At 73.4% G+C, this 23,690-nt stretch carries 26 protein-coding genes and 1 pseudogene; 15 read left to right on the top strand and 12 right to left on the bottom strand.

Annotated features, from left to right (window positions below):
- Positions 1-14: 14 nt before the first annotated feature.
- From EMA09_RS04390 to EMA09_RS04375, 4 genes are read right to left on the bottom strand one after another with little or no spacing between them, the layout of a single operon-like run.
- Complete coding sequence (locus EMA09_RS04390) at positions 15-1,013, bottom strand: COX15/CtaA family protein (RefSeq protein ID WP_240796224.1); 999 nt, start codon at positions 1,011-1,013, stop codon at positions 15-17.
- 53 nt (positions 1,014-1,066) lie between these two features.
- The gene (locus EMA09_RS04385) at positions 1,067-1,837 is read right to left on the bottom strand and encodes an ABC transporter permease (protein WP_129839070.1); all 771 of its coding nucleotides are present in this window, start codon (positions 1,835-1,837) and stop codon (positions 1,067-1,069) included.
- The gene (locus tag EMA09_RS04380; RefSeq protein WP_129839068.1) at positions 1,834-2,775 is read right to left on the bottom strand and encodes an ABC transporter ATP-binding protein; all 942 of its coding nucleotides are present in this window, start codon (positions 2,773-2,775) and stop codon (positions 1,834-1,836) included. Before EMA09_RS04380 ends, EMA09_RS04385 begins: the two co-directional genes overlap by 4 nt.
- A gap of 48 nt (positions 2,776-2,823) precedes the next feature.
- Positions 2,824-4,152, bottom strand: coding sequence for a Gfo/Idh/MocA family oxidoreductase (locus EMA09_RS04375; RefSeq protein WP_129839066.1), 1,329 nt, complete (start codon positions 4,150-4,152; stop codon positions 2,824-2,826).
- 57 nt (positions 4,153-4,209) lie between these two features.
- On the opposite strand from EMA09_RS04375, the pseudogene EMA09_RS28815 reads away from it, so the two are divergent.
- The 10 genes and pseudogenes from EMA09_RS28815 to EMA09_RS04330 form a co-directional block, all read left to right on the top strand.
- Positions 4,210-4,836 (top strand): annotated as a pseudogene (locus EMA09_RS28815) (LacI family DNA-binding transcriptional regulator); the annotation flags it as partial.
- Between the two features lie 35 nt (positions 4,837-4,871).
- A complete protein-coding gene (locus EMA09_RS28810; protein WP_240796624.1) occupies positions 4,872-5,312 on the top strand; it encodes a LacI family DNA-binding transcriptional regulator in 441 nt (146 codons plus the stop codon).
- A gap of 115 nt (positions 5,313-5,427) precedes the next feature.
- Positions 5,428-6,201, top strand: coding sequence for a helix-turn-helix domain-containing protein (locus EMA09_RS04365; protein WP_129843824.1), 774 nt, complete (start codon positions 5,428-5,430; stop codon positions 6,199-6,201).
- Complete coding sequence (gene sufB, locus EMA09_RS04360; protein ID WP_129839064.1) at positions 6,198-7,619, top strand: Fe-S cluster assembly protein SufB; 1,422 nt, start codon at positions 6,198-6,200, stop codon at positions 7,617-7,619. The genes EMA09_RS04365 and sufB overlap by 4 nt, the downstream gene beginning before the upstream one ends.
- A 124-nt stretch (positions 7,620-7,743) precedes the next feature.
- Positions 7,744-8,925: a Fe-S cluster assembly protein SufD gene (sufD, locus tag EMA09_RS04355; protein WP_129839062.1), complete on the top strand. Its 1,182-nt coding sequence runs from the start codon at positions 7,744-7,746 to the stop codon at positions 8,923-8,925.
- Complete coding sequence (locus EMA09_RS04350; protein ID WP_129839060.1) at positions 8,922-9,266, top strand: non-heme iron oxygenase ferredoxin subunit; 345 nt, start codon at positions 8,922-8,924, stop codon at positions 9,264-9,266. The genes sufD and EMA09_RS04350 overlap by 4 nt, the downstream gene beginning before the upstream one ends.
- Before the next feature lie 7 nt (positions 9,267-9,273).
- Positions 9,274-10,035: a Fe-S cluster assembly ATPase SufC gene (sufC, locus tag EMA09_RS04345; protein WP_129839058.1), complete on the top strand. Its 762-nt coding sequence runs from the start codon at positions 9,274-9,276 to the stop codon at positions 10,033-10,035.
- On the top strand, positions 10,032-11,291 hold the full coding sequence (locus EMA09_RS04340) for a cysteine desulfurase (protein ID WP_129839056.1): 1,260 nt from the start codon (positions 10,032-10,034) through the stop codon (positions 11,289-11,291). Before sufC ends, EMA09_RS04340 begins: the two co-directional genes overlap by 4 nt.
- A 14-nt stretch (positions 11,292-11,305) precedes the next feature.
- On the top strand, positions 11,306-11,758 hold the full coding sequence (gene sufU, locus EMA09_RS04335) for a Fe-S cluster assembly sulfur transfer protein SufU (RefSeq protein WP_129839054.1): 453 nt from the start codon (positions 11,306-11,308) through the stop codon (positions 11,756-11,758).
- The gene (locus tag EMA09_RS04330; protein WP_129839052.1) at positions 11,755-12,096 is read left to right on the top strand and encodes a metal-sulfur cluster assembly factor; all 342 of its coding nucleotides are present in this window, start codon (positions 11,755-11,757) and stop codon (positions 12,094-12,096) included. The genes sufU and EMA09_RS04330 overlap by 4 nt, the downstream gene beginning before the upstream one ends.
- A gap of 82 nt (positions 12,097-12,178) precedes the next feature.
- Here the strand turns inward: EMA09_RS04330 and EMA09_RS04325 are convergent, their stop codons facing one another.
- Positions 12,179-12,415, bottom strand: coding sequence for a hypothetical protein (locus tag EMA09_RS04325; protein ID WP_129839051.1), 237 nt, complete (start codon positions 12,413-12,415; stop codon positions 12,179-12,181).
- Positions 12,416-12,525: 110 nt separating this feature from the next.
- On the opposite strand from EMA09_RS04325, the gene EMA09_RS04320 reads away from it, so the two are divergent.
- The 3 genes from EMA09_RS04320 to dapD are packed head-to-tail and all read left to right on the top strand — an operon-like array spanning position 12,526 to position 14,456.
- The gene (locus tag EMA09_RS04320; protein ID WP_129839049.1) at positions 12,526-12,864 is read left to right on the top strand and encodes a multidrug efflux SMR transporter; all 339 of its coding nucleotides are present in this window, start codon (positions 12,526-12,528) and stop codon (positions 12,862-12,864) included.
- A complete protein-coding gene (locus EMA09_RS04315; RefSeq protein WP_129839047.1) occupies positions 12,864-13,457 on the top strand; it encodes a TetR family transcriptional regulator in 594 nt (197 codons plus the stop codon). Before EMA09_RS04320 ends, EMA09_RS04315 begins: the two co-directional genes overlap by 1 nt.
- A gap of 9 nt (positions 13,458-13,466) precedes the next feature.
- A complete protein-coding gene (gene dapD / locus EMA09_RS04310) occupies positions 13,467-14,456 on the top strand; it encodes a 2,3,4,5-tetrahydropyridine-2,6-dicarboxylate N-succinyltransferase (protein ID WP_129839045.1) in 990 nt (329 codons plus the stop codon).
- Positions 14,457-14,508: 52 nt separating this feature from the next.
- Here the strand turns inward: dapD and EMA09_RS04305 are convergent, their stop codons facing one another.
- Positions 14,509-14,691 carry a hypothetical protein gene (locus EMA09_RS04305; protein ID WP_129839043.1) on the bottom strand — a complete coding sequence of 61 codons (183 nt, stop codon included), beginning with the start codon at positions 14,689-14,691 and terminating at the stop codon, positions 14,509-14,511.
- Positions 14,692-14,831: 140 nt separating this feature from the next.
- On the opposite strand from EMA09_RS04305, the gene EMA09_RS04300 reads away from it, so the two are divergent.
- Entirely contained in the window at positions 14,832-15,614 is a 783-nt protein-coding gene (locus EMA09_RS04300; RefSeq protein WP_129839041.1) for an EI24 domain-containing protein, read from the top strand.
- 9 nt (positions 15,615-15,623) lie between these two features.
- Here EMA09_RS04300 and EMA09_RS04295 read toward each other — a convergent pair whose 3' ends face one another.
- From EMA09_RS04295 to EMA09_RS04280, 4 genes are all read right to left on the bottom strand, one after another.
- Positions 15,624-17,057, bottom strand: coding sequence for a VWA domain-containing protein (locus tag EMA09_RS04295; RefSeq protein WP_206305897.1), 1,434 nt, complete (start codon positions 17,055-17,057; stop codon positions 15,624-15,626).
- On the bottom strand, positions 17,054-18,253 hold the full coding sequence (locus EMA09_RS04290; protein ID WP_129839039.1) for an AAA family ATPase: 1,200 nt from the start codon (positions 18,251-18,253) through the stop codon (positions 17,054-17,056). The genes EMA09_RS04295 and EMA09_RS04290 overlap by 4 nt, the downstream gene beginning before the upstream one ends.
- Before the next feature lie 87 nt (positions 18,254-18,340).
- The gene (locus EMA09_RS04285) at positions 18,341-19,264 is read right to left on the bottom strand and encodes an RNA polymerase sigma-70 factor (RefSeq protein WP_129839037.1); all 924 of its coding nucleotides are present in this window, start codon (positions 19,262-19,264) and stop codon (positions 18,341-18,343) included.
- Positions 19,265-19,290: 26 nt separating this feature from the next.
- Positions 19,291-19,764, bottom strand: a complete 474-nt coding sequence (locus EMA09_RS04280; protein ID WP_129839034.1) for a carboxymuconolactone decarboxylase family protein — start codon at positions 19,762-19,764, stop codon at positions 19,291-19,293.
- Positions 19,765-19,876: 112 nt separating this feature from the next.
- Between EMA09_RS04280 and EMA09_RS04275 the strand changes: the two genes are divergently transcribed.
- The gene (locus EMA09_RS04275; protein WP_129839033.1) at positions 19,877-20,719 is read left to right on the top strand and encodes a class I SAM-dependent methyltransferase; all 843 of its coding nucleotides are present in this window, start codon (positions 19,877-19,879) and stop codon (positions 20,717-20,719) included.
- An 11-nt stretch (positions 20,720-20,730) separates the two neighbouring features.
- Here the strand turns inward: EMA09_RS04275 and dapA are convergent, their stop codons facing one another.
- Together dapA and EMA09_RS04265 are read right to left on the bottom strand one after the other, a co-directional pair.
- On the bottom strand, positions 20,731-21,627 hold the full coding sequence (gene dapA / locus EMA09_RS04270; protein ID WP_129839031.1) for a 4-hydroxy-tetrahydrodipicolinate synthase: 897 nt from the start codon (positions 21,625-21,627) through the stop codon (positions 20,731-20,733).
- A 50-nt stretch (positions 21,628-21,677) separates the two neighbouring features.
- The gene (locus EMA09_RS04265; protein WP_129843822.1) at positions 21,678-23,468 is read right to left on the bottom strand and encodes an endonuclease/exonuclease/phosphatase family protein; all 1,791 of its coding nucleotides are present in this window, start codon (positions 23,466-23,468) and stop codon (positions 21,678-21,680) included.
- Positions 23,469-23,690: the final 222 nt, after the last annotated feature.

The raw sequence follows: 23,690 nt of genomic DNA, 5'->3' as shown, positions 1-23,690 counted from the left end.
GTCGCGGCGCACGGTCAGGCGGTCGCCGGGACCCGTGTGCCGTCGGAGGCGGTCGCCGCGTCGCCGTCGCCCGGGGCCGGCGGCACGGTCGCCGCGCCGCGGTCCCGCACGGACAGCAGCAGACGCATCGTGTACACCCACACCAGGGAAGCGCCCAGTATGTGGAACCCGACCAGCAGCTCCGGCTCGTCGAGGAAGTACTGCGTGTAGCCGATGACGCCCTGGGCGAGCAGCACGATCAGCAGGTCGCGCGCGGCGGCGCGCGGCCGGGACGGCGCGTCGAGGACCCGCAGGGCGACGACGAGGGCGACCGTCCCGAGGACCACGGCCCAGGCCAGGCCCGAGTGCAGGCGGGTCACCGTGTCCCAGTCGAACGGCATGCGCTCGATGTCGCTGTCGTCGCCCGCGTGCTTGCCGGTGCCGGTCACCGCCGTGCCGACGACGAGGAGGGCGGCGCTCAGCAGCGTCAGCGCGATCACGCCGCGGCGCACCGGGACGCCGACCAGCGGCCGGGGCGCTTCGTCACCCTCACGGGTGCGCAGCCAGCTGATGACCGTCACCGTCAGGAGGGCGACGGCGGCGATGAAGTGCGCGGCCACGATGAACGGGTTCAGCTTGGTCAGGACGGTCACGCCGCCGACGACGCCGTTCGACATGACGACCCAGAACTGCGCCCAGCCGAGCCGCGTCAGCGACCTGCGCTCGGGCTTCGCGCACCGCGCCGCGACGATGAACCAGCCCACGGCCGCGCTGACGACGTAGGTCATCATGCGGTTGCCGAACTCGATCGCGCCGTGCAGGCCGTTCTCGCTGGTGGTGACCAGGTTGCCGTCGCTGCAGGTGGGCCAGGTGTCGCAGCCGAGGCCCGAGCCGGTGAGCCGGACGGCGCCGCCCGTGATGATGATGACGACCGAGAGCACGAGCGCGGCGAGTGCCGCCCGGTGGACGGTCCTCGGGTGGGGCGTCCAGCGCTCGGCGATGTAGGCGAGGGGGTTTCGCACTGCTTTCAGCACCCGCCCATCGTATGCCTCCGCTTGTGCGCCGATTCACGAGCCCCCGGGGGCCGTCACTCCCAGCGGAACCAGCGCGCCGCGGCGGCCGGCGCGGCGACGGCCCACACGGCCAGCACCCCCGCGTCCGCCCACGGCATCCCCGCGCCGTCGCGCAGTACGTCCCGCAGCCCGTCGGACAGCGCCGTCACCGGCAGCAGCCGCAGCAGCGAGGCCACGGTGTCGGGGAAGTCGTCGAGCGGGACGATCACGCCGCCGAAGAACACCAGCAGCACGAACACCAGGTTGGCCGCCGCGAGCGTGGCCTCGGCACGCAGCGTCCCGGCCATCAGCAGGCCGAGCCCCGAGCAGCCCGCCGCGCCCAGCACCATCAGGAGCAGGACGGACAGCGGGTTCCCGTGCGGGGACCAGCCCAGCGCGAAGGCCACGGCGCACAGCAGCACGCTCTGCAGGACGAGCGTCACCAGCACGGCGCACGTCTTGCCGCACATCAGCGCCCAGCGGGGGAGCGGGGACGCCGCCAGCCGCTTCAGGACGCCGTACCGCCGCTCGTACCCCGTGGCGATGGCCTGGCTGGTGAACGCCGTCGACAGCACGGCGAGCGCGAGGATGCCGGGCGCCAGGAAGTCCACCCGGTCGCCGTCGTCCCCGCCCGGCAGGTCCACGATCTCCACCGCGCTGAAGAGCACCAGCAGCAGCGTGGGGATGACGGCCGTCAGCAGGAGCTGCTCGCCGTTCCGCAGCAGCATGCGGGTCTCCAGGGCGGCCTGCGCCGTGATCATGCGGGGCACCGGGGCGGCCCCGGGCCTGGGCGCGTAACGGCTCATGACCGCAGCTCCTTGCCGGTCAGTTCGAGGAAGACGTCCTCCAGCGAGTGCCGCCGGGTGGTGATGCGGTCCGGCATGACGCCGTGCTGCGCGCACCAGGCGGTGACGGTCGCGAGCAGGTGCGGGCCGATCTCGCCCGTGACCCGGTAGCTGCCCGGGGCGGGCTCCGACACGCCGCTGCCGTCCGGCAGGGCCGCCCGCAGCGCCGCCACGTCGAGACCGGGCCTGCCCTCGAACCGCAGCACGTCCGCCGTGCCGCCGCCCCGGCTGAGCCCGGCCGGCGTACCCGTGGCGATGACCCGCCCGCCGTCCACGATCGCGACCTCGTCGGACAGCTCCTCGGCCTCGTCCATGAAGTGCGTGGTCAGCACGGTCGTCACGCCGTCGGCGCGCAGGTCGCGGATCAGCTCCCACGTGGCGCGGCGCGCCTGCGGGTCAAGGCCGGCCGTCGGCTCGTCGAGGAACACCAGCTCGGGCCGCCCCACGACCGCGAGCGCCAGGGCCAGCCGCTGCTGCTGCCCGCCGGACAGCCTGCGGTACGGCGTGCGGCCCGCGGCGCCGAGGCCGAGGCGCTCGGTCAGCTCGCCGACGTCCAGCGGATGCGCGTGCAGACCGGCCACGTGGCGCAGGATCTCGCCGGCGCGCACGCCCGGGTAGATCCCGCCGTTCTGCAGCATCACCCCGACGCGGGGCCGCAGCGCGCCGGCGTCGGCGACCGGGTCGAGGCCGAGGACCCGCACCCGCCCCGCGTCGGGGGCGCGGTAGCCCTCGCAGCACTCGACGGTCGTCGTCTTCCCGGCGCCGTTCGGGCCGAGGACGGCGGTCACCGTGCCGGTGCGCACGGTCAGGTCGAGGCCGTCCACCGCCGTGGTGCGCCCGTACCGTTTCACCAGGCCGGTGACCTCGACGGCCGGTGCGGCGGCTCTCGCGGACTGCATGCCGGTGAGTCTAGGTCGGCGGCCGCCCGCGGCCCGCGCCGGGTGCGGTCAGGCCCCCGCGCCCCGGTCGGCCCGCGCGGCGAGGCGGGTCCCCTCGTGCGTGAGGAGGACGGGCTGTCCGGTGCGGGCCGACTCGGCGGCGGCCACGCCCGTCAGGACGCTGCGGATGCCGTCGCGGAAACCGGCCTGGCGGGCCAGCGGGTCGTCGGCGGCGCCGTGGAAGACGTCGTTCATCAGCAGTTCGTCGCCGCCGCCGTGACCGCCGTCGCCCGACCGGATCTCCACCCGCTCCGGCCGCTTCCAGTGCTCGTGCAGCGTGAGGCGCTCGTAGATCCCCTCGTCGCCCCCCGCGCCCGTGAACGACGGGTCGATCGCGGCCTGCGGCGGGGTCCAGGACCGTTCGCACACGTCCAGTTCGAGACGGCCGCGCGTGCCGGTGAACATGACGCGGTACCCCTCCCACGGCGCGTAGGCGGTGAGGGAGTAGCTGAGGGTGGCGCGGTTGCCGTAGCGGACCAGGACGGACATGGTGTCGTCGATGTCCACGCCCTCCGTGAAGACGTCCTGGTCGCGGATGTAGCCGTCCTCGTGCTCGGCGTCGAGGTAGAGGCTCTTCAGGTACGGGTCGGCCGCCATGTCGAGGAGGAACGGGTCCGTGCCGAGGCCCGGCGCGCCGTGGGCACGCGGCGGGCGGGGACCGGCGGACTGGGCGGCGCCCGCGTTGCCCGCGCCGTAGAACCGCAGGCCGGTCTGCGCGAAGACCAGCTCGGGGTGGGTGCCGAGCCACCAGTTGACCAGGTCGAAGTGGTGGGTGGACTTGTGGACGAGGAGGCTGCCCGAGTTCTCGCGGCGGCGGTGCCAGCGGCGGAAGTAGTCGGCGCCGTGCATCGTGTCCAGGACCCACTCGAAGTGGACGGCGGTCACCTCGCCGATGCGGCCCGCGGCGATCAGCTCGCGGACGGCGGCGTTGCGCGGGGCGTAGCGGTAGTTGAACGTGACGACGAGCCGGCCGGCGGAGCGTTCGGCCGCTTCGGCGATCCGGGCGCAGCCCTCGGCGTCCACGGTCAGGGGCTTCTCCACCACGACGTCGCGGCCCGCGTCGAGCGCGGCGACCACGTAGCGGGCGTGGGTGGCGTCCACGGTGGTGACGATCACCGTGTCGGCGTGCTCGATGGCGGCGGGGAAGGCGTCCGGGCCGAACGTGGGGACGGCCGGGCGTCCGGTGGCGGTGACGCGGGCGTTGGCGTGGGCCATGCGGGTGCGGTTCGTGTCGCAGAACGCGACGATCTCCCCGGCGTCGCTCCAGTCGCCGAGGAGCGCCCCCAGGTACATCTGCGAGCGGTGACCGAGGCCGACGATGGCGTAGCGGCGTGACATCCGTGCTTCTCCCGGGCGGTGCGGTGGGTGGTGCGGGCAGGTTGTGCAACCGGTTGCATGACCGTCGCCCGGAACCCCCGGCCGCGTCAAGTACTGTCTCGCATCATGACCGGCCGGCGGGGCGCCGGACCCGGCGAGGGGAGTGCGCGCATGGGGCGCGGCGGCGCGGTGACCATCAGGGACGTGGCGGCCGCGGCCGGGGTGCACCCCGCGACCGCCTCCCGCGCGTTCTCCGCCCCGCACCTGCTGCGCCCGGCCACCAGGGACGCCGTGCTGGCCGCCGCCGCGCGCCTCGGCTACCGGCCGAACCAGACCGCCCGCGCCCTGACCACCGGCCGCACCTCGCACCTGGCCGTGATCGTCCCCGACATCGCGAACCCCTTCTTCCCGCCGCTGATCAAGGCGGCGCAGCGGTCCGCCCGCGAGCACGGCTACCAGGTGTTCGTCGCCGACACCGACGAGGACCCGGCGACGGAGGAGGAGGTCGTCACCGCCCTCGCCCGGCGCGTCGACGGCCTGCTGCTGGTCAGCCCCCGGCTGCCGGGCGACGCGGTCGCCCGCCTCGCGGCCGGCCCGCCGCCCCTCGTCCTGGTGAACCGGAGCGTGCCGGGCCTGCCGGCCGTCCTGATGGACGTGGGCGGCGGCACGGAGGCGGCCGTCGCGCACCTGGCGGATCTCGGGCACCGCCGGATCGTGCTGCTCGGCGGGCCGCGCGGGTCCTGGACGGGCGGCGAGATGCGGCGGCACGCGGCGGGCGCGGCGGCGCGGCTCGGCGTGGACCTCGCCGTACGGGGACCGAACGCGCCGACGCGCGAGGGGGCCGTCTGGCCGCCGCCCCGGCGCTGGCCTCGGGCGCGACGGCCGTGGTGGCGTACAACGACCTGATGGCCCTCGGCGTCGTCGAGGGCCTCGCCGCGGCGGGCGCGCGGGTGCCGCGGGACATGAGCGTGGTGGGCGTGGACGACACGATGGCCGGCCGGCTCGGCAGCCCCGCGCTGACGACGGTGGCGATGCCGACGCCGGAGGCGGGCCGGGCGGCCGTCGATCTGCTCCTGCGGGCGGCGGGGACCGCGCCGGGGGACACGCCGGCGGACACGGTGCTGCCGACGTCGCTGGTGCGCCGGGGCTCGACCGCGCCCCCGCGGGGCGTCACAGGTTAGGTCTGCCTTACGTGACGCACTCCATCCGGGCAGGTCAGGACGCGGCTTGCCCGGCCCGGCCGAATTCCGCAACAATGGCGTTGTGAAAAAGGGGAACGAGCGGCACGACGTGCCGGTGGCCGCCCGAGCCACCGGTGACGCGGGGCTGCCCCCGGCCGCCGACGAACCCTCCGGCACGCGGCAGCGCGTGGTCCGCTCCATCCGCGACCACGGCCCGTCCACCGCCGCCGAGCTGGCCGGCCGGCTCGGGCTCACCCAGGCGGCCGTCCGCCGGCACCTGGACACCCTGGCCGCCGAAGGTCTGGTCGAGCCGCGCGAGCGGCGGTCGCGCGGCTCGCGCGGCCGGGGCCGGCCCGCCAAGGCGTTCGCGCTGACCGACGACGGCAGGGACGCGTTCGACCAGGCGTACGACGAGCTGGCCGTCGAGGCGCTGCGCTGGATCGAGCGCGCCGCCGGCGGCGGCGAGCGGGGTGCGGCGGCCGTCCTGGCGTTCGCCCGTGCCCGCGCCGCCGAGCAGGCGGAGCGCTGCCGCCCCTACGTGGAGCGCGCCGCGCCGGGCGACCGGGTCGCGGCACTCGCCGAGGCACTGTCCGCCCAGGGCTACGCGGCCGCCAGCCGCGGGACGGATGTGCGGACCGGCGAGCAGCTGTGCCAGCATCACTGCCCGGTGGCGCACGCCGCCGCCCGGTACCCCCAGCTGTGCGACGCGGAGACCGAGGTCTTCTCGGAACTGCTCGGCAGCCATGTGCAGCGCCTCGCCACCATCGCCCACGGCGACGGCGTCTGCACGACCTTCGTGCCCGGCACCGCCACCGGCGGCACCCCGGGCGAGACCACACCGGACAAGACCACCGCAACAGCACGCATCGCCGGGAGGAACCCCGCATGACACTCCCCACGGAGACTGCCCACCCCGAACTCGAGGGCCTGGGCAAGTACGAGTACGGCTGGGCCGACTCCGACGCGGCCGGCGCCGCCGCCAAGCGGGGCCTGTCCGAGGCGGTCGTCCGGGACATCTCCGGGAAGAAGTCCGAGCCGGACTGGATGCTCGACACGCGCCTGAAGGGCCTGAAGCTCTTCGGCAGGAAGCCCATGCCCACCTGGGGCTCCGACCTCAGCGGCATCGACTTCGACAACATCAAGTACTTCGTGCGGTCCACGGAGAAGCAGGCCCAGTCCTGGGAGGACCTGCCCGAGGACATCAAGAACACCTACGACAAGCTCGGCATCCCCGAGGCGGAGAAGCAGCGGCTCGTCGCCGGTGTCGCCGCGCAGTACGAGTCGGAGGTCGTCTACCACCAGATCCGCGAGGACCTGGAGCGGCAGGGTGTCATCTTCCTCGACACCGACACGGCGCTGAAGGAGCACCCGGAGCTGTTCCAGGAGCACTTCGGCACGGTCATCCCGCCCGGCGACAACAAGTTCGCCGCGCTGAACACGGCCGTGTGGTCCGGCGGGTCGTTCATCTACGTGCCGCCGGGCGTGCACGTCGACATCCCGCTCCAGGCCTACTTCCGCATCAACACGGAGAACATGGGCCAGTTCGAGCGGACGCTGATCATCGTCGACGAGAACGCGTACGTCCACTACGTCGAGGGCTGCACCGCGCCGATCTACCAGTCGGACTCGCTGCACTCCGCGGTTGTGGAGATCATCGTGAAGAAGGGCGGCCGCTGCCGCTACACGACCATCCAGAACTGGTCCAACAACGTCTACAACCTGGTGACCAAGCGCGCCGTCGCGTACGAGGGCGCCACCATGGAGTGGGTCGACGGCAACATCGGCTCCAAGGTCACCATGAAGTACCCCGCCATCTACCTGATGGGCGAGCACGCCAAGGGCGAGACGCTGTCCATCGCGTTCGCCGGCGAGGGCCAGCACCAGGACGCGGGCGCCAAGATGGTCCACATGGCCCCCCGCACGTCCTCCAACATCGTCTCCAAGTCGGTGGCGCGCGGCGGCGGCCGCACGTCCTACCGCGGTCTGATCGAGATCAGCGAGGGCGCGGCCGGCTCCAAGTCGAACGTGCTGTGCGACGCCCTCCTGGTGGACACGGTCTCCCGCTCCGACACCTACCCGTACGTCGACGTCCGCGAGGACGACGTGACCATGGGCCACGAGGCGACCGTCTCCAAGGTCAGCGACGACCAGCTCTTCTACCTGATGAGCCGCGGGCTGTCCGAGGACGAGGCCATGGCGATGATCGTGCGCGGCTTCGTCGAGCCGATCGCGAAGGAGCTGCCCATGGAGTACGCCCTGGAGCTCAACCGGCTGATCGAGCTGCAGATGGAGGGCGCGGTCGGCTGACGCCGCACCGTTTCGCCCCCGCTGCGCGCGAGCAGCCCCCGGCGGCCGCGCCGCACGGCCCACCGTGCCGCGCGGCCGCCCGACCAGAGCAGAGCCGATCAAGAGAGTGAGCACGACGACACCCATGGCCGATACGCAGAGTATTCCGGCCGGCGCCAGCGCGGGCGGGTCGGTCGCGGTGGCCGCCGAGTCCACCGTCGCGACCCGGATGAGCGCCCCGCCGTCCTACGATGTGGCGGACTTCCCCGTGCCGGGCGGCCGCGAGGAGGAGTGGCGGTTCACGCCGCTGGAGCGGCTGCGCGGCCTGCACGACGGCAGCGCCGCCGGCGGCGGGTCCATCAAGTCGGACCTGACGCTGCCCGAGGGCGTCACCGCCACCACGGTGGGCCGTGACGACCCGCGCGTCGGGAAGGCCGGGAAGCCCGTGGACCGGGTCGCGGCGCAGGCGTTCAGCTCCTTCGAGAAGGCCACGGTGGTGAGCGTGCCGGCCGAGGCCGTGCTCACCGAGCCGGTGCGGATCGTCCTGACCGGTGAGGGCGGCGCGACCTTCGGGCACACCGTCTTCGAGATCGGCGCGTTCGCCGAGGTCGTGATCGTCGCCGACCACCTCGGGGACGCCGTGCGCGCAGCGAACGTCGAGTTCCTCGTCGGCGACGGCGCGAAGGTCACGTTCGTCAGCGTCCAGGACTGGGCGGACACCGCCGTCCACTGCTCGCAGCACACGGTGCGGGTCGGCCGGGACGCGACGTTCAAGTCGGTCGTGGTGACGTTCGGCGGCGACCTGGTCCGCATCCACCCGAACATCTCCTTCGACGGCCCCGGCGGCGAGGCCGAGCTGTACGGCCTCTACTTCACCGACAACGGGCAGCACCACGAGCACCGCCTCCTCGTCGACCACAACGCGCCCAACTGCCGCAGCAACGTCGCGTACAAGGGCGCCCTCCAGGGCGACGCCGCGCACGCCGTGTGGATCGGGGACGTCCTGATCCGCGCCGCAGCGACCGGCACCGACACCTACGAGCTGAACCGCAACCTCGTCCTCACCGACGGCGCGCGCGTCGACTCCGTGCCGAACCTGGAGATCGAGACCGGCGAGATCGTCGGCGCCGGACACGCCTCGGCGACCGGCCGCTTCGAGGACGAGCAGCTCTTCTACCTGATGGCCCGCGGCATCCCGGCCGACGAGGCGCGGCGCCTGGTCGTGCGCGGCTTCTTCGCCGAGCTGGTCCAGCAGATCGGCGTCCCGGACGTCGAGGAGCGGCTGATCGCCAAGCTCCAGGAGGAACTGGAGGCGTCCATCGCATGAGTTCCGGTACCGACCCCTTTGTGCGGGCCTGCGCGCTGGGCGACCTGGCGACGGACGTCCCGCTGCGTGTGGACGTCGGCGGCACCCCGGTGGCCGTCGTCCGCACCGAGGGCGAGGTCTTCGCGGTGAACGACATCTGTTCCCACGCGAACGTCTCGCTCTCCGAGGGCGAGGTGGAGGACTGCCAGATCGAGTGCTGGCTGCACGGTTCCAGTTTCGACCTGCGCACGGGCAAGCCCTCGGGGCTGCCCGCCACCCGACCCATCCCCGTTTACCCCGTCAAGATCGAGGGAGACGGCCCCGACGCGGCCGTGCTCGTCTCCGTCACCCAGGAGTCCTGAAGGCACCATGGCAACGCTTGAGATTCACGACCTGCACGTGTCCGTCGAGGCCGAGGGCGGCCCCACCGAGATCCTGCGCGGTGTCGATCTGACCGTGAAGCAGGGCGAGACACACGCCATCATGGGCCCGAACGGCTCCGGCAAGTCCACCCTGGCCTACTCGCTCGCCGGCCACCCCAAGTACACCGTCACCGGCGGCACCGTCACGCTGGACGGCGAGGACGTCCTCGCCATGTCCGTGGACGAGCGGGCGCGCGCCGGCGTCTTCCTCGCCATGCAGTACCCGGTCGAGGTGCCCGGCGTGTCCGTGTCCAACTTCCTGCGCACCTCCGCGACCGCCGTCCGGGGCGAGGCTCCCAAGCTCCGCACCTGGGTCAAGGAGGTCAAGGAGGCCATGGAGCGCCTGGAGATGGACCCCTCGTTCGCCGAGCGCAACGTGAACGAGGGCTTCTCCGGCGGTGAGAAGAAGCGGCACGAGATCCTCCAGCTCGAACTGCTGAAGCCGAAGGTCGCCATCCTCGACGAGACCGACTCCGGCCTCGACATCGACGCGCTGCGGATCGTCTCCGAGGGCGTCAACCGCGTCCGCGAGTCCGGCGAGGTCGGCACCCTCCTCATCACCCACTACACGCGCATCCTCCGGTACATCAAGCCGGACCACGTGCACGTCTTCGCCGCGGGCCGGGTCGTGGAGTCCGGTGGCGCGGAGCTGGCCGACAAGCTCGAGGCCGAGGGCTACGAGCAGTACACCAAGGGCGGTACCTCATGAGCCATGGGCTGCCGGGTCTCCTCGACACCGAGGCGATCCGGAAGGACTTCCCGATCCTGGACCGCACGGTCCACGACGGCAAGCGCCTCGTCTACCTGGACAACGCGGCCAGCTCCCAGAAGCCGCGCCAGGTCCTCGACGCGATGAGCGACTACTACGAGCGGCACCACGCCAACGTGCACCGCGGTGTGCACGTCCTGGCGGAGGAGGCCACGGCGCTGTACGAGGGCGCGCGCGACAAGGTCGCCGCCTTCATCAACGCGCCCAGCCGCGACGAGGTCGTCTTCACGAAGAACGCCTCGGAGTCGCTCAACCTCGTCGCGAACATGCTGGGCTGGGCGGACGAGCCCTACCGTGTCGACGCGTCGACCGAGATCGTCATCACGGAGATGGAGCACCACTCCAACATCGTGCCGTGGCAGCTCCTCGCGCAGCGCACGGGCGCCAGCCTCAAGTGGTTCGGGCTGACGGACGACGGCAGGCTCGACCTGTCGAACCTGGACGAGGTCATCACCGAGCGCACCAAGGTGGTCTCGTTCGTCCTCGTCTCCAACGTCCTCGGCACGCAGAACCCGGTGGAGACGATCGTGCGGCGCGCCCAGGAGGTCGGCGCGCTCGTGCTGATCGACGCGTCGCAGGCCGCCCCGCACATGGCGCTCGACGTGCAGGCGCTCGGCGCCGACTTCGTCGCGTTCACCGGGCACAAGATGTGCGGCCCGACGGGCATCGGCGTGCTGTGGGGCCGGCAGGAGCTGCTGGAGGACCTGCCGCCGTTCCTCGGGGGCGGCGAGATGATCGAGACGGTCACCATGCACGCCTCGACGTACGCGCCCGCGCCGCACAAGTTCGAGGCCGGCACGCCGCCGGTCGCGCAGGCCGTGGGGCTCGGCGCCGCCGTGGACTACCTGAGCGGCATCGGCATGGACCGGATCGCCGCCCACGAGCACGCGATCACCGGGTACGCGCTGCGGCGCCTCGCCGAGGTGCCCGACCTGCGGATCATCGGCCCGGTGACGGCGGAGGACCGGGGCGCGACGATCTCGTTCACCCTCGGCGACATCCACCCGCACGACGTGGGGCAGGTGCTCGACGAGCAGGGCATCGCCGTCCGCGTCGGGCACCACTGCGCGCGGCCCGTCTGCCTCAGGTACGGAATTCCCGCGACCACGCGGGCGTCGTTCTATCTGTACTCGACGCCGGCCGAGGTGGACGCCCTGGTCGAGGGCCTCGAGTACGTCCGTGGCTTCTTCGGATAGGGCGGTACGAGGACGTGCAACTGCAGTCGATGTACCAGGACGTGATCCTGGACCACTACAAGAACCCGCACGGGCGCGGCCTGCGCGCGGGCGACGCCGAGGTGCACCACGTCAACCCGACCTGCGGCGACGAGATCACCCTGCGCGTGCGCTACGACGGGCAGACCGTCGCGGACGTCAGTTACGAGGGCCAGGGCTGTTCGATCAGCCAGGCGAGCGCCTCGGTGCTGAACGAGCTGCTCGTCGGCAAGGAGCTGCCGGACGCGCTGGCGATCCAGGAGACGTTCCTCGAACTGATGCAGTCCAAGGGGCGGATCGAACCGGACGACGCCATGGAGGAGACGCTGGAGGACGCGGTCGCGTTCGCCGGTGTCTCGAAGTACCCGGCGCGCGTGAAGTGCGCGCTGCTGAGCTGGATGGCGTGGAAGGACGCGACGGCGCAGGCACTGGAGAAGGAGGCGCCGTGAGCGACGGCGAGACGGCGACGGCGACGGCACCGGCGGGGGAGGAGGAGATCCGCGAGGCGATGATGGACGTCGTCGACCCCGAGCTGGGCATCGACGTCGTGAACCTCGGGCTGATCTACGGCATCCACGTCGACGAGGGCAACGTCGCGACGATCGACATGACCCTGACCTCGGCGGCCTGCCCGCTGACGGACGTGATCGAGGACCAGGCGCGGACGGCGACCGACGGCCTGGTGAACGAGCTGCGGATCAACTGGGTCTGGATGCCGCCGTGGGGTCCCGACAAGATCACGGACGAGGGCCGTGACCAGTTGCGGGCGCTCGGCTTCAACGTCTGAGCGACGGGCTCCGCACAGCGACGGGCACGGGCGGCCACCGGTGGGTGGCCGCCCGTGCCCGTCTTCGCCGTCCGGTCGCGCGTCAGACGCGGTCGACCAGCGCGCTGTGGCCCTTGGCGCGGGCGCAGTGGCCGCAGCAGTAGAAGTTGCCGTCCTCGGTCTCCAGGCCGTGGCCCATGATGCGGCAGCCGCAGTTCTCGCAGATGGGGGCCATCCGCTGGACGGCGCACTCGAAGCTGTCGAAGACGTGGACCTGACCGGCGGCACGCACCTCGAAGGCCATCCGGTAGTCGTTGCCGCAGGTCTCGCACTCGGCCATCGGTCCGCTCCCTTCCATGACGCTGACGTGGGACGTCCGCAAGGATGGCCGTCCGCCCGGCCCGGCACGGGGCGGCGCGCAGGGCGGTCACTCCAGCGGCGGCCCCACCGATGTGTACGATCGTCCGCATGACGTATGTGCTCCTCGCCTGCGCGATCCTGTCGGAGATCCTCGGGACCACGCTGATGAAGGTGAGCGACGGGTTCTCCCGGCTGTGGCCCAGCCTCGGCACCGTGGTCTGCTACGTCCTCGCCTTCGTCCTCCTGGCGCGGACGCTGAAGACCCTGGACGTCGGTGTCGCCTACGCGATCTGGTCCGGCGCCGGTACGGCGGTGGTCGCCGCCATCGGCATGCTGTTCCTCGACGAGCCGGCCTCGGCCGTCCGGATGCTCGGCGTCGGCCTCGTGATCGCCGGCGTCGTCGTGCTGAACCTGGGCGGTGCCCACTGATGGCGGCCCGCAGACCCCGCCGCTACGACCCGGACCGCCGCCACCGGATCGTGGACGCGGCCGTCCGCGTGCTGGAGCGCGACGGCTTCGCCGGCCTCAGCCACCGGGCCGTGGCCGCCGAGGCTGACGTGCCGCTCGGCTCCACCACGTACCACTTCACCGACCGCGACGAGCTGCTGACGGCCGCCCTGGCGCGGGTGAACGACGCGTGGCTCGGCTGGTTCGAGAGCTGGGTGACGGACACCCTCGCCGCCGGCGCGACGCCGGCCGACGCGGCCGTCCGTTTCGTGGACGACTGCCTCGGGCCGCGCCGCGCGCAGACCGAGCTGGAGTACGACCTGTACTTCGCCGGGCTGCGGCAGGGCGCCGTCCGTCCGCTGGCCGCCCGCTGCCTGGACGACATGGTGGCGCTGCTGCGTCCCCTCGTGCCGGACGAGGCGTCGGCCCACGCCGTGCTCGCCGTGATGGACGGCACGCTGATCCAGCTCCTCCTCACCGGCCGGCCGCACGAGCCGGCCCGCACCCGGGCGGCGGTGGACGCGCTGGTGCCCGGCAGCCGGACCGGTTCGCCCCGCGAGGTCCCGACCGGTTAGCGTCGGAACATGACCGACGCTGCACCCACCCCCGCCACCGGCGCCGTCGCCGCCGGGCTCGCCACCATCGCCGCCGACGGAACCGTGCTCGACACCTGGTTCCCCGCCCCCGCCCTGGCCGACGAACCGGGCGTCACCGGGACGGAGCGCCTGACGCCGGAGCGCGCCGCCGAACTGCTCGGCGACGCGGCCCCCCGCGCCCTGGGCACGGACGCCCGGCGCGGTGTCGAGGTCGTGGCGGTCCGCACGGTCATCTCGTCCCTCCAGGACAAGCCGGTGGACGCCCACGACGTCTACCTGCGGCTCCACCTCCTCAGCCACCGCCTGGTGCGGCCGCACGGGCTGAGCCTGGACGGCCAGTTCGCGCTGCTCGCGAACGTCGCCTGGACCAACATCGGTCCGGTCCCGGTGGACGGGCTCGAAGCCGCGCGCCTCGCCGCCCGCGCCGACGGCGTCCAGCTCGTGGTCTCCAGTGTCGACAAGTTCCCCCGCATGACGGACTACGTCATGCCGTCCGGCGTGCGCATCGGCGACGCCGACCGCGTCCGCCTCGGCGCGCACCTCGCCGCCGGCACGACCGTCATGCACGAGGGCTTCTGCAACTTCAACGCGGGCACCCTCGGCACCTCCATGGTCGAGGGCCGGATCAGCGCTGGCGTCGTCGTCGGCGACGGCTCGGACGTCGGCGGCGGCGCCTCGATCATGGGCACCCTGTCCGGCGGCGGGAAGCAGGTCATCTCGATCGGCGAGCGCTGCCTGCTGGGCGCGCAGGCGGGCATCGGCATCTCGCTCGGCGACGACTGCGTGGTCGAGGCGGGCCTGTACGTGACGGCCGGCACGCGCGTGACCCTCCCGGACGGCGCGGTCGTGAAGGCACTGGAACTGTCGGGTGCGCAGAACCTGCTGTTCCGCCGCAACTCGACGACCGGCACGGTGGAGGCACTGCCCCGCACCGGCACCTGGGGCGGCCTGAACGCGGCCCTGCACAGCCACAACTGACCCGAGCGCCGGGTCGGCGCCCTCCCGGCCCGGGAGGGCGCCGCGGGTGCGGTCAGTCGCACCCGTCGCTTCCGCCGTCGTCCCCGGAGCCGCCACTGCTCCGGGAGCGGCGGGAGCCGTTGTCGGACCAGCGGTTCCCGCGCCGGCCGGAATTCGTGCCGCGGCCCCCACCGACGATGTCGCCGATGAGCCCTATGACGGCCACCACGAACACCACCCCCAGCAACAGTTCCATCGTTCCCCCCTCATGGCCCGCCCCTCCGGCGGTCCGTGCTCTGGTTGTACCCGGCTTCCGGCGGTCCGAATATCGGGGCAACCACCGTGGGCGATGGGCCGGTTGGGGCGTCGGCGAGGGGTGCGGATAGCCTGGCCGACGTGCAGGGATTCGCCACCGGTCTGCGGTACCTCCTCCTCGGCCAGCGCTGGGTGTTCGGCCGCCCGCGGCAGCTCCTCTTCGGGTTGCTGCCCGCGCTGATCACCTTCGTGCTGTACGCGGCGGCGCTCGTCGCGCTCGCCGTGTGGGCGGGGGACATCGCCGTGTGGGCCACCCCGTTCGCCGACGACTGGGGGAGTCCCTGGCAGTCGGTCCTGCGCGCCGTCTTCGCGCTGCTGCTGGTCGGCGCGGGCGTGCTGCTCGCCGTCCTCACGTTCGCCGCCGTCACCCTGCTGGTCGGGGAGCCGTTCTACGAGGCCCTGTCCGAGCGGGTCGAGGACAGCGTGGGCGGCGCGCCGCCGGGACCCGACCGTTCGCTGTGGGGGGACCTCGTCGTCTCCGTCCGCGACAGCGTCCAGGTGCTGTGGCGGGTTGCGCTGTTCACGGTGCCGCTGTTCTTCCTCGGGTTCGTGCCGGTCCTCGGGCAGACCGTCGTGCCGGTCCTCGGGTTCGCCGTCTCCGGGTTCTTCCTCACCGTCGAGCTGACGTCCGTCGCCATGGAGCGCAGGGGCCTGTCCGTGCCGGAGCGCGTGCGGATCCTGCGCGGCGGGATGGGCACGGCGCTCGGGTTCGGCGTGCCGCTGGTCGTGCTCTTCCTCGTGCCGCTCGCGGCCGTCGTCCTGATGCCCGGCGCGGTCGCCGGTGCGGCGCTGCTCGTGCGCGACCTGACGGGCGAGCCGGAGCCCGAACCGCCGGCGGTCGGTGTGGCGCTCGGCAAGGACTGAGCCGGCGGTTCAGATCACCCGGAAGAGGTCGGCCGCGGCGTGGACGTCCGTCAGGTCCTCGATGACGCGGAGGTTGTCGCACAGCGCCTCCAGGACCGAGCCGTCCCGGGCCGCCGCGGGGGCGCCGACGGCGATCCCGAAGACGCGGAAGCCCAGCCGGTGCTTCGCGTCGATCCAGCCGCGCGTCCACTCCTCGGTGACGCCGCACTCGTCGTCGGTGATCAGGACGATGTCGCCGCGCGTGCGGGCGGCGTCCTCGAACTCGTCCGCCAGCAGGTCGCGGGCCGCCGACAGGGGCGTCTGGTAACTGGTGCCGCCGCCGAGGAAGCACTCGGCGAAGTCCAGGACCTCCGTGGTCCCGGTCGGCCGGTCCGCCGGGAAGCGGAAGACCCGCAGCCGGTCGTCCGAGGAGAACAGGATCCCGGCGAAGTCGCGCCCGGCGCGGCGGGCCTGGTCCAGCAGCGCCAGGGCGCACGCCTTGGCCCACGCCTCCCGCGTGACGCCGCCGGGACCCGCCTCGTACATCGAGTGCGACGTGTCCACGCACGCCACGATGGCTCCCCTGCCGGCGGCCTGCTCACCCCGGTTGTCGTAGAGCATCAGCTCACCGGCGGCGTACCGCGCGGCGAACACCGCGCGCAGCTCCGGCAGGCCGAGGTGGACCAGCTCGGCGGGGATGACGCGGGACAGGTCGTCGCCGAGCGTGACACCGACCAGCTCGCCCGGGGTGTTCTCCACCCGGCGGGCACTCTCCCCGCCGGCCATCTGCCGGAAACGGCCGATCAGTTCGGCCCAGCGCGCGAGGCGGCCGGTGCGGAGCCGGTCGGCGAGCCGGGCGCGCCGGTCGAACGGCATCCGTTCCAGCTCGCCGGGGCCGACGCCCCACGCCCGCATGAGCGCGGCCTCCTCCCGTACGACCCGCGCGGCCCGCGCCGCCGCGTCACGCGCGGAGGCGCGGATGCCCGGGGCCGCGGCGGCGAGGGCCTGCGCGGCGGCTTCGACGGCGCCGTCCCCCGCCTCCGTGGCGGCGGCCCGCTCGGCCCGTTCCTGGGCGTCCCGTGCCTGGTCGAGCAGGCGGCGCAGCACGGGCGCCTGGGCGAGGACGGCCATGGCGGCGGCGTACGGATCGCCGGCCGTCTCGCGGCGCAGTTCCGAGAACTCGTACGACTCCAGCAGGGCGGTCATGGCCTCGTGGTTGACGAACCTGGCGGGCTCCATCTCCGCGCGGTCGCGCACCCGTGGGCCGTGCTTGTAGGCGGCCACGAACACATCACCCATGAGGTCGGCGGCGCACTCGTGGCGTTCGCCCAGCTCCCCGGCCAGGTCGCGCAGCCCCGCCGACTGCTCGACGGTGTCCCGCCAGGTCAGCAGGTCGAACCGGTCCGCGATCACGGCCGCGGTGTGCCGCCGGGGCGCCACACCGGACGTGCCCCCGGCGGTCACAGCTGCGCCTGGACCATGCTCGCGTCCACCCCGAGCGCCTCGGTGAGGACGCGGGCGCGGACGGCCCGCTGGCGGCCGGTGACCCGGTCGATGGCGGTGGTGGAACGGCCGGCCGCCGTCGCCTCCCGGCGCAGTTCGGCGAGCCGCCGGCCCGTCATGGCGAGCCGGGTGTGGGCCTTCTTGATGACCCATTCGCTCAGCGCCTCGCGGGACTGCCCGGCCATGGCGTCGAGCTGCGCCTCCAGTTCGTCGAGGGCGTCGGCCAGGTCGAGCGCCTCCTTCGCGTCCGGGTTGACCAGGTGCAGCACCTCGCGCTCGACGGCGGGGCGTTCGGCCGGGGAGTTCCACAGCACGTGGGTCAGCACCGACAGGTCGTTCTCGGCGACCTCCGGCCGGCCGTCCAGGTACGCGGACGCCTGGAGGAGACGCACGGACTGCCGCCAGCGGCGGTCGGATGCGATGAGTTCCTTGCGGCGCAGGGCGACCCGCAGCGTGCAGATCGCGTCCACGATCGCGTCGGGCACCTCGACGCCCGGCACGGCCTCGGTGACGGCGTGCTGGAGCGCGGCCAGCGTGATCGTGGTCCGTGCCGGAGGGGCCGGGACGCTCACGGCGGAACGGAGGAGGGCGGCGAAGTTCGACGGGTCCGCGAGGTACCCGACCTCGACGCGCACCAGCAGCCGGTCGTAGATCGCCGCCGAGTCCTCGCCGCCGGGCAGCTCGTTGCTCGCCGTGATGGCGCCGATCAGCGGGCAGCGGATGGGTTCGCCGCCGTTCTCCGGGTGGTAGATCCGCTCGTTGAGGAAGCCGAGCGTCTCGTTCAGCGCCGCCGTGGAGCACTTGAAGATCTCGTCGATGAACGCGATGTGCGCGGTCGTGGCGCGGCCGTCGTACACCTGGCGGTACTCGCCCCGGGCCAGCGCCGCGACGTCGATCGGGCCGAACATCCGCGTCGGCGCGGTGAACTTGGACAGCAGGATCTCCCAGTACGCCGCCCCGTCGATCCTGCCCGTCAGCTCCCTGGCCAGCTCGGACTTCGCCGTGCCGGGCGGGCCGAGCAGCAGCGAGTGCTGCCCGGCCAGCAGGGTCACGACCAGCGTCCGCACCACGTCGGCCCGTTCGTGGAAACGGTCCGACAGTTCGTCGCCGATCGCCCGCAGCCCGGCGGCCGTGTCCCACGCGTCCTGAATGCCCACCTCAACTCCTCACCCCATGAGGCCCCTTGCCCCAGACGCTACGTCGTGGGGCCGGGAAAGTGGGGATGGGGGACGGGGACGGCGGTGTCAGATCGACTGCCTGCGCGCCTCCTTCACCTCGCGGTCGACGGCCCACGCGTCGGTGACCGGCCCCAGGTGGCCGAGCTTGTCCGGGTTGATCACGCTGCGGACGGCCTGGATCCGTCCGTCCAGCACGTCGAGCGTCATGGTGTGGAGCACCTTGCCGTCCCGGTCGCGGAAGACCGCGCCCGGCTGCCCGTTGATCTCGCGCGGCTCGCACGTCACGCCGATCCGGCGCAGCAGCGGGAAGAGGGTGCCGAGCAGGCGGGCCACGTTGTCCGCGCCCACGACCGCCCCGGCGAACTGCGGGGCCTTGCCGCCGCCGTCGCCGACCATCTGCACATCGGCGGCCAGCAGGTTCCGCAGCCCGCCGACGTCGCCGTCCGCCATGGCCTCGAAGAACCGCGCGGCCAGCTTCCGCCGCTCTTCCCGGTCCGCCGCGAAGCGGGGCCGCCCGTCCGTCATGTGCCGCCGCGCCCGTACGAGGAGCTGCCGGCACGCCGCCTCCGAACGCCCCACCGCCGCCGCGATGTCGCCGAACCCGAAGGCGAACACCTCCCGCAGCACGAACACGGCGCGCTCCAGCGGACTGAGCCGCTCCAGCAGCAGGAGCGCCGCCATCGACACGGAGTCGGCCAGCTCGGCCGCCCGCGCCGGGTCCTCGTACGGGTCGGACAGCAGCGGCTCGGGGAACCACGGCCCCACGTACTCCTCCCGCCGCACGCGCGCCGAGCGCAGCACGTCGATCGAGACGCGTGTCACCGTCGCCGACAGGAACGCCTTGGCCGACTCGGGCACGGTCGCCGAGCGGTCGTAGCGCAGCCATGTCTCCTGCACCGCGTCCTCGGCCTCCGCGACGCTGCCCAGGATGCGGTAGGCGATCGAGAACAGCAGCGGCCGCAGCTCCTCGAACTCCTCGACCCCGCTCACGGCTCTCTCCTCTCCCGGCCCGGCCGTCAGTGGAACTGTCCGACGCGGTACGTGCCGGCCGGCTGCCGGGTGATGACGTTCAGCCGGTTCACGGCGTTCATGAACGAGATCATCATCACGAGGGCGGCGAGCTGGTCCTCGTCGTAGTGCTCCGCGGCCCGTGCCCACACGTCGTCGCCGACCCCGCCGGCCGCGTCCGCGATCCGGGTGCCCGCCTCCGCCAGCTCCAGCGCGGCCCGTTCGGCCCCGGTGAAGACGGTGGCCTCCCGCCACGCCGCGACCAGGTTCAGCCGCACCGGGGTCTCGCCGGCGGCGGCCGCTTCCTTCGTGTGCATGTCGATGCAGACGCCGCAGCCGTTGATCTGGCTCACGCGCAGGAACACCAGCTCCCGCGTCGCGGCCGGCACGGGCAGGTCCTTGAAGGTCGCGCCCGCCGACATGAGGCCCTTGACGGCCTTGCCGACGGCCGGGTTCGTGAAGTAGTTCAGCCGGGCGTCCATGGTGTCCTCCTCGGTGGTGGCGAGTGCTTCACCCCTGGGACGAGACAGCCCGGCCGCCTGTGACACGACCGGATGTGACGCGGGTCTCCCCGCAGCCGGTAGCCTGCCGCCCATGCCCGACAACTCCCCGCAGGCGGCACGGCGCGACGACCGGCCCGACGAGTCCCGGCGTGCGCGCCTGGCCCGGATCTTCGACGAGGACGCGGAGCTGTACGACCGCGCCCGCCCCGGTTACCCGGCGGAACTGTTCGACGACCTCGCCGCGCTCGCGGACGCCCGCGCCGGCAGCCGCGTCCTGGAGATCGGGTGCGGCACCGGGCAGGCGACGGTGCCCCTGGCCCGGCGCGGCTGCCGCGTCACGGCCGTCGAGGCGGGGGAACGCATGGCGGCCATCGCCCGCCGGAACGTCGCCGGCGCCGGGACGGCCGAGGTGGTGACGTCCGACTTCGAGAGCTGGCCGCTGCCCCGCGAACCGTTCGACGCGGTCGTCTCGGCCACGGCGTTCCACTGGATCGACCCGGCGGTGCGCGTGACCAAGGCGGCCGACGCGCTGCGCCCGGGCGGTGCGCTCGCCGTGGTGCGCACCCAGCATGTGCGGGGCGGCACCGAGGACTTCTTCGCCGAGGCCCAGCGCTGCTACGAACGCTTCGACCCGGCCACCCCGCCCGGACTGCTGCCGCCCGAGGCAGCAGCAGTCGACGGGTCGGACCACGCCGAAGAGGTCGCGCGCAGCGGCCGGTTCGGCCCCACGGCCGAGCGCCGGTACGAGCGGGATATCACGTACTCCGCGCAGGAGTACCTGGACCTGCTGCGGACCTACTCGGGACACCGTGCCCTCCCGGACGCGGCCAGGGACGGCCTGTTCGGCTGCGTCGCCGGCCTGATCGACGGGGCGTACGGCGGCCGGATCACCAAGCGGTACCTCATCGAGCTGGCCGTGTCCCGGGTCCGGTGACGCCGGACGCGTCACTGTCCGCCGAGCGCCGTCCGCAGGGCCGCCACCAGGCGTTCGGTCGTCTCCCGGCCGGCCGGAAGCAGCGGCGCCCGTACCGGTCCGCCCGGCATGCCCGCCGCCCGGAACAGCGCCTTCACCGCGACCGCCCCCGGCACCTCCCCGAACACCGCGTCCGCCAGCGGCAGCAGCGCGCGGTGCCGCCGCCCCGCCTCCGCCGCGTCCCCCGCCGTGAACGCGTCCACGACCGCCCGCACCTGCGCCCCGGCGACGTTCGCCACCGTGCTGACCACGCCGCGGGCGCCGATCGCGAGCAGCGGCAGGTTCAGTTCCTCGCTGCCCGCGTAGTACGCGAGGTCCGTGTCCGCGAGGACGAGGCCCGTCTTCATCAGGTCGCCCGCGCAGTCCTTCACCGCCACGATCCGGGGGTGCTCGGCGAGCCGCCGCAGCGAGTCGGCCGTCAGTGCCGTGCCCTCGCCCGTCCGCGCCGGGATGTCGTACAGCATCACCGGCAGGTCCGTCGCGTCGGCGACCGTCCCGAGGTGTGCGACGATGCCCTCCTGCGTCGGGCGCGAGTAGTACGGCGTCACCACCAGCACGCCGTGCGCGCCGGCCGAACGGGCCTGCCGCGCCAGTTCGACGGAGTGCCGGGTGTCCGCCGACCCCACGCCCGCCACGATCGCCGCCCGGTCACCGACCGCCTCCACGACGGCCCGCACGAGCGTCGCCTTCTCCGCGTCCGACGTGGTGCCTGACTCGCCCGTGGTGCCGCTCAGGACGAGCGTGTCGCAGCCGCCGCGGTCCACGAGGTGGGTCGCGAGCCGCTGCGCGCCGCCGGGGTCGAGCGCCCCGTCGTCGGTGAAAGGTGTGATCATCGCGGCGGCGCAGCGGCCGAAGGGAACATCGTGCATGCGCGCAGTCTGCTTCCCCGCGGCCGCTCCGTCCACCGCGTTGCCGCCGGTCAGGGGCGGAAGCGCAGCACCTGCGGGTCGTGGTCGCTCGCCTGGTCGGCGAACTCCGCGTTGATGTGGACGATGTCGTAGTCGAACCGCCCGACGCCAGGCGACACGAGCGTCTGGTCGAGGACCTGCGAGTTGCCCTGGTACAGGTACGTGTACCGCTCCGACGGCGGCAGGCTCGCCACCGCCGTACGCAGCGCCCCGTGCGCCGTCAGCGCCCGCGTCGTGCCGGAGAACTCGAAGTCGTTGATGTCGCCGAGGACGACGACCGCCGCGTCCCGGTCGGCCGCCTCGATGGCGCGGACGAACGCGTTCACCACCTCGCCCTGCCGCACCCGCTGCTCCTCCGACGCCCGCGCCGGGGGCTGGAACCGTCCGGCCAGGGGCTCGTCACCGCCCTTCGACGCGAAGTGGTTGGCGATCACGAACACCGTCTCGCCGCGGAAGACGAACTCGCCCGCCAGGGGCTTGCGGCTGTCCTCCCACGCCCCGTCGGCCGGCGCCACGCGCCCCGGCGAGTACGTCAGCGCTGCGTCCCCGCGCCCCGCGCGCACCACCTCGGTGCCCGTCACCGCGTCCCCGCCGGGGCGGTCGGTGAACGACACGCGCTCCGGGTCGAAGAGGAACGCGGTGCGGATGTTCCCGCCCGGCTGCCCGCCGTCCGCGCCGTCCTCCGGGTCGATGAGCCGCCACTCGTACCGGGGGCCGCCGGCGGCGGCGATCGCGTCGGTGAAACGCCGCAGCGTCTCCCCGGCCGTCACCGTCCCGTCGTCCTCGGTGCCGGAGTCGTCCTGGATCTCCTCGACCGCGAGGATGTCGGGCGACGCCAGCGCGTCGACGACGGCGGTGGCGAGCCGCTCGTACTTCTCCGGGCTGTCGGAGGGGGCGAGGTTCTCCACGTTGTACGTCGCGACGGCCAGCTCGTCCCGGCGTTGCGCCCGCGTGCGTTCCGGCGCGCGCCCGCCGTCCGTGACGTCGCCGAGGGTGCGGGCGGCCAGGGTGTAGCCGCCGAACTCGTCGTAGTCGAGGGGACCGGTCGTCGTGCCGGCCAGGACGTCGCCGACGTCCGCCTCGGGGAACGGCCGCTGGGTGACCGGGGTCAGGGACTCGACCTTCAGGCGGCCGCCGTTCTGCGCACTGTAGGAGGCGTAGCGCGTGCCGCCCCCGGCGGTGCGGTTGCGGTGCGGCTCGACCGTCACCCACAGCTCGTAGTACGGGGTGCTCGGCCCTACGACGGGCGCGTCGGTGACCGAGACCGACATGCCCTCCAGCGACTCGTACAGATCCAGCGCGTAGCGGCGGGGCCGCAGCGTCAGGCCCTCGATGCCGCCGTCGGCGGCGGGGTCGCCGTCCGGTGCGTAGCGGTCGGGTACGGAGCGGGCGTCGAGGGTGACGGGCGCGGGCAGGGCGTTCCCGGACGACAGGACCGTGACGTCCGGCCGGGAGAGCTGGGTCACGGACTGCCCGCCGGATCCGGCGCCGCCGTAGTAGTACTCGCCGACGTCGCCGGCGACGAGGACGGAGTCGCCGACCGCGACGCCCGGCGCCGAGCCGGTGTACACGAACACCCCCTCACTGGTCGCGGGGTCGCGGTCCGGGCGCGGGTCCTGCATCCAGAAGCCGCGCGAACCGTAGGTCCGCACGCCGGTCACGACGCCGGGGACGTCCGTGACGTGCTGCCCGGCGTAGGGCGACAGACGGGTCGTGCCCTGGATGTCGTGCACACGGACGCCCTCGGCGGCCGAGGACGGCTGGGCGCCGAGCAGCCCGGCGCACAGCCCGGCGGCGAGCAGCGGCCCGACGACGGCGCCGCGGCGCGCGGCGGCCCGGGGGCGGGGGGAACGGCGGGGTTCTGACACGGGTTTCCTCCGGGACGCGGCGACGGCGCTACGCGCGTCAAGTTCGCGCAGTCGTGGTGTCCCTGTCAACGCCGCCCCGGTGAACGGCCGGCCACGGCGGCGCTGCGGCCCAGGGAGCGGCTGACGTACCGTCAACGCCTCCGCGCGGGCTCATCT

Source organism: Streptomyces sp. RFCAC02 (assembly GCF_004193175.1).
Classification (GTDB): Bacteria; Actinomycetota; Actinomycetes; order Streptomycetales; family Streptomycetaceae; genus Streptomyces.
Note: the sequence above shows the minus strand (reverse complement) of the source record. Positions and strands in the feature narration are given on the sequence as shown.

Coding starts and splice junctions, on each gene's coding strand:
- EMA09_RS04385 (WP_129839070.1), bottom strand. CDS start 1,837: ATGAGCCGTTACGCGCCCAGGCCCGGGGCCGCCCCGGTGCCCCGCATG.
- EMA09_RS04380 (WP_129839068.1), bottom strand. CDS start 2,775: ATGCAGTCCGCGAGAGCCGCCGCACCGGCCGTCGAGGTCACCGGCCTG.
- EMA09_RS04375 (WP_129839066.1), bottom strand. CDS start 4,152: ATGTCACGCCGCTACGCCATCGTCGGCCTCGGTCACCGCTCGCAGATG.
- sufB (WP_129839064.1), top strand. CDS start 6,198: ATGACACTCCCCACGGAGACTGCCCACCCCGAACTCGAGGGCCTGGGC.
- sufD (WP_129839062.1), top strand. CDS start 7,744: ATGGCCGATACGCAGAGTATTCCGGCCGGCGCCAGCGCGGGCGGGTCG.
- EMA09_RS04350 (WP_129839060.1), top strand. CDS start 8,922: ATGAGTTCCGGTACCGACCCCTTTGTGCGGGCCTGCGCGCTGGGCGAC.
- sufC (WP_129839058.1), top strand. CDS start 9,274: ATGGCAACGCTTGAGATTCACGACCTGCACGTGTCCGTCGAGGCCGAG.
- EMA09_RS04340 (WP_129839056.1), top strand. CDS start 10,032: ATGAGCCATGGGCTGCCGGGTCTCCTCGACACCGAGGCGATCCGGAAG.
- EMA09_RS04325 (WP_129839051.1), bottom strand. CDS start 12,415: ATGGCCGAGTGCGAGACCTGCGGCAACGACTACCGGATGGCCTTCGAG.
- EMA09_RS04320 (WP_129839049.1), top strand. CDS start 12,526: ATGTGTACGATCGTCCGCATGACGTATGTGCTCCTCGCCTGCGCGATC.
- EMA09_RS04315 (WP_129839047.1), top strand. CDS start 12,864: ATGGCGGCCCGCAGACCCCGCCGCTACGACCCGGACCGCCGCCACCGG.
- dapD (WP_129839045.1), top strand. CDS start 13,467: ATGACCGACGCTGCACCCACCCCCGCCACCGGCGCCGTCGCCGCCGGG.
- EMA09_RS04305 (WP_129839043.1), bottom strand. CDS start 14,691: ATGGAACTGTTGCTGGGGGTGGTGTTCGTGGTGGCCGTCATAGGGCTC.
- EMA09_RS04280 (WP_129839034.1), bottom strand. CDS start 19,764: ATGGACGCCCGGCTGAACTACTTCACGAACCCGGCCGTCGGCAAGGCC.
- EMA09_RS04275 (WP_129839033.1), top strand. CDS start 19,877: ATGCCCGACAACTCCCCGCAGGCGGCACGGCGCGACGACCGGCCCGAC.
- dapA (WP_129839031.1), bottom strand. CDS start 21,627: ATGCACGATGTTCCCTTCGGCCGCTGCGCCGCCGCGATGATCACACCT.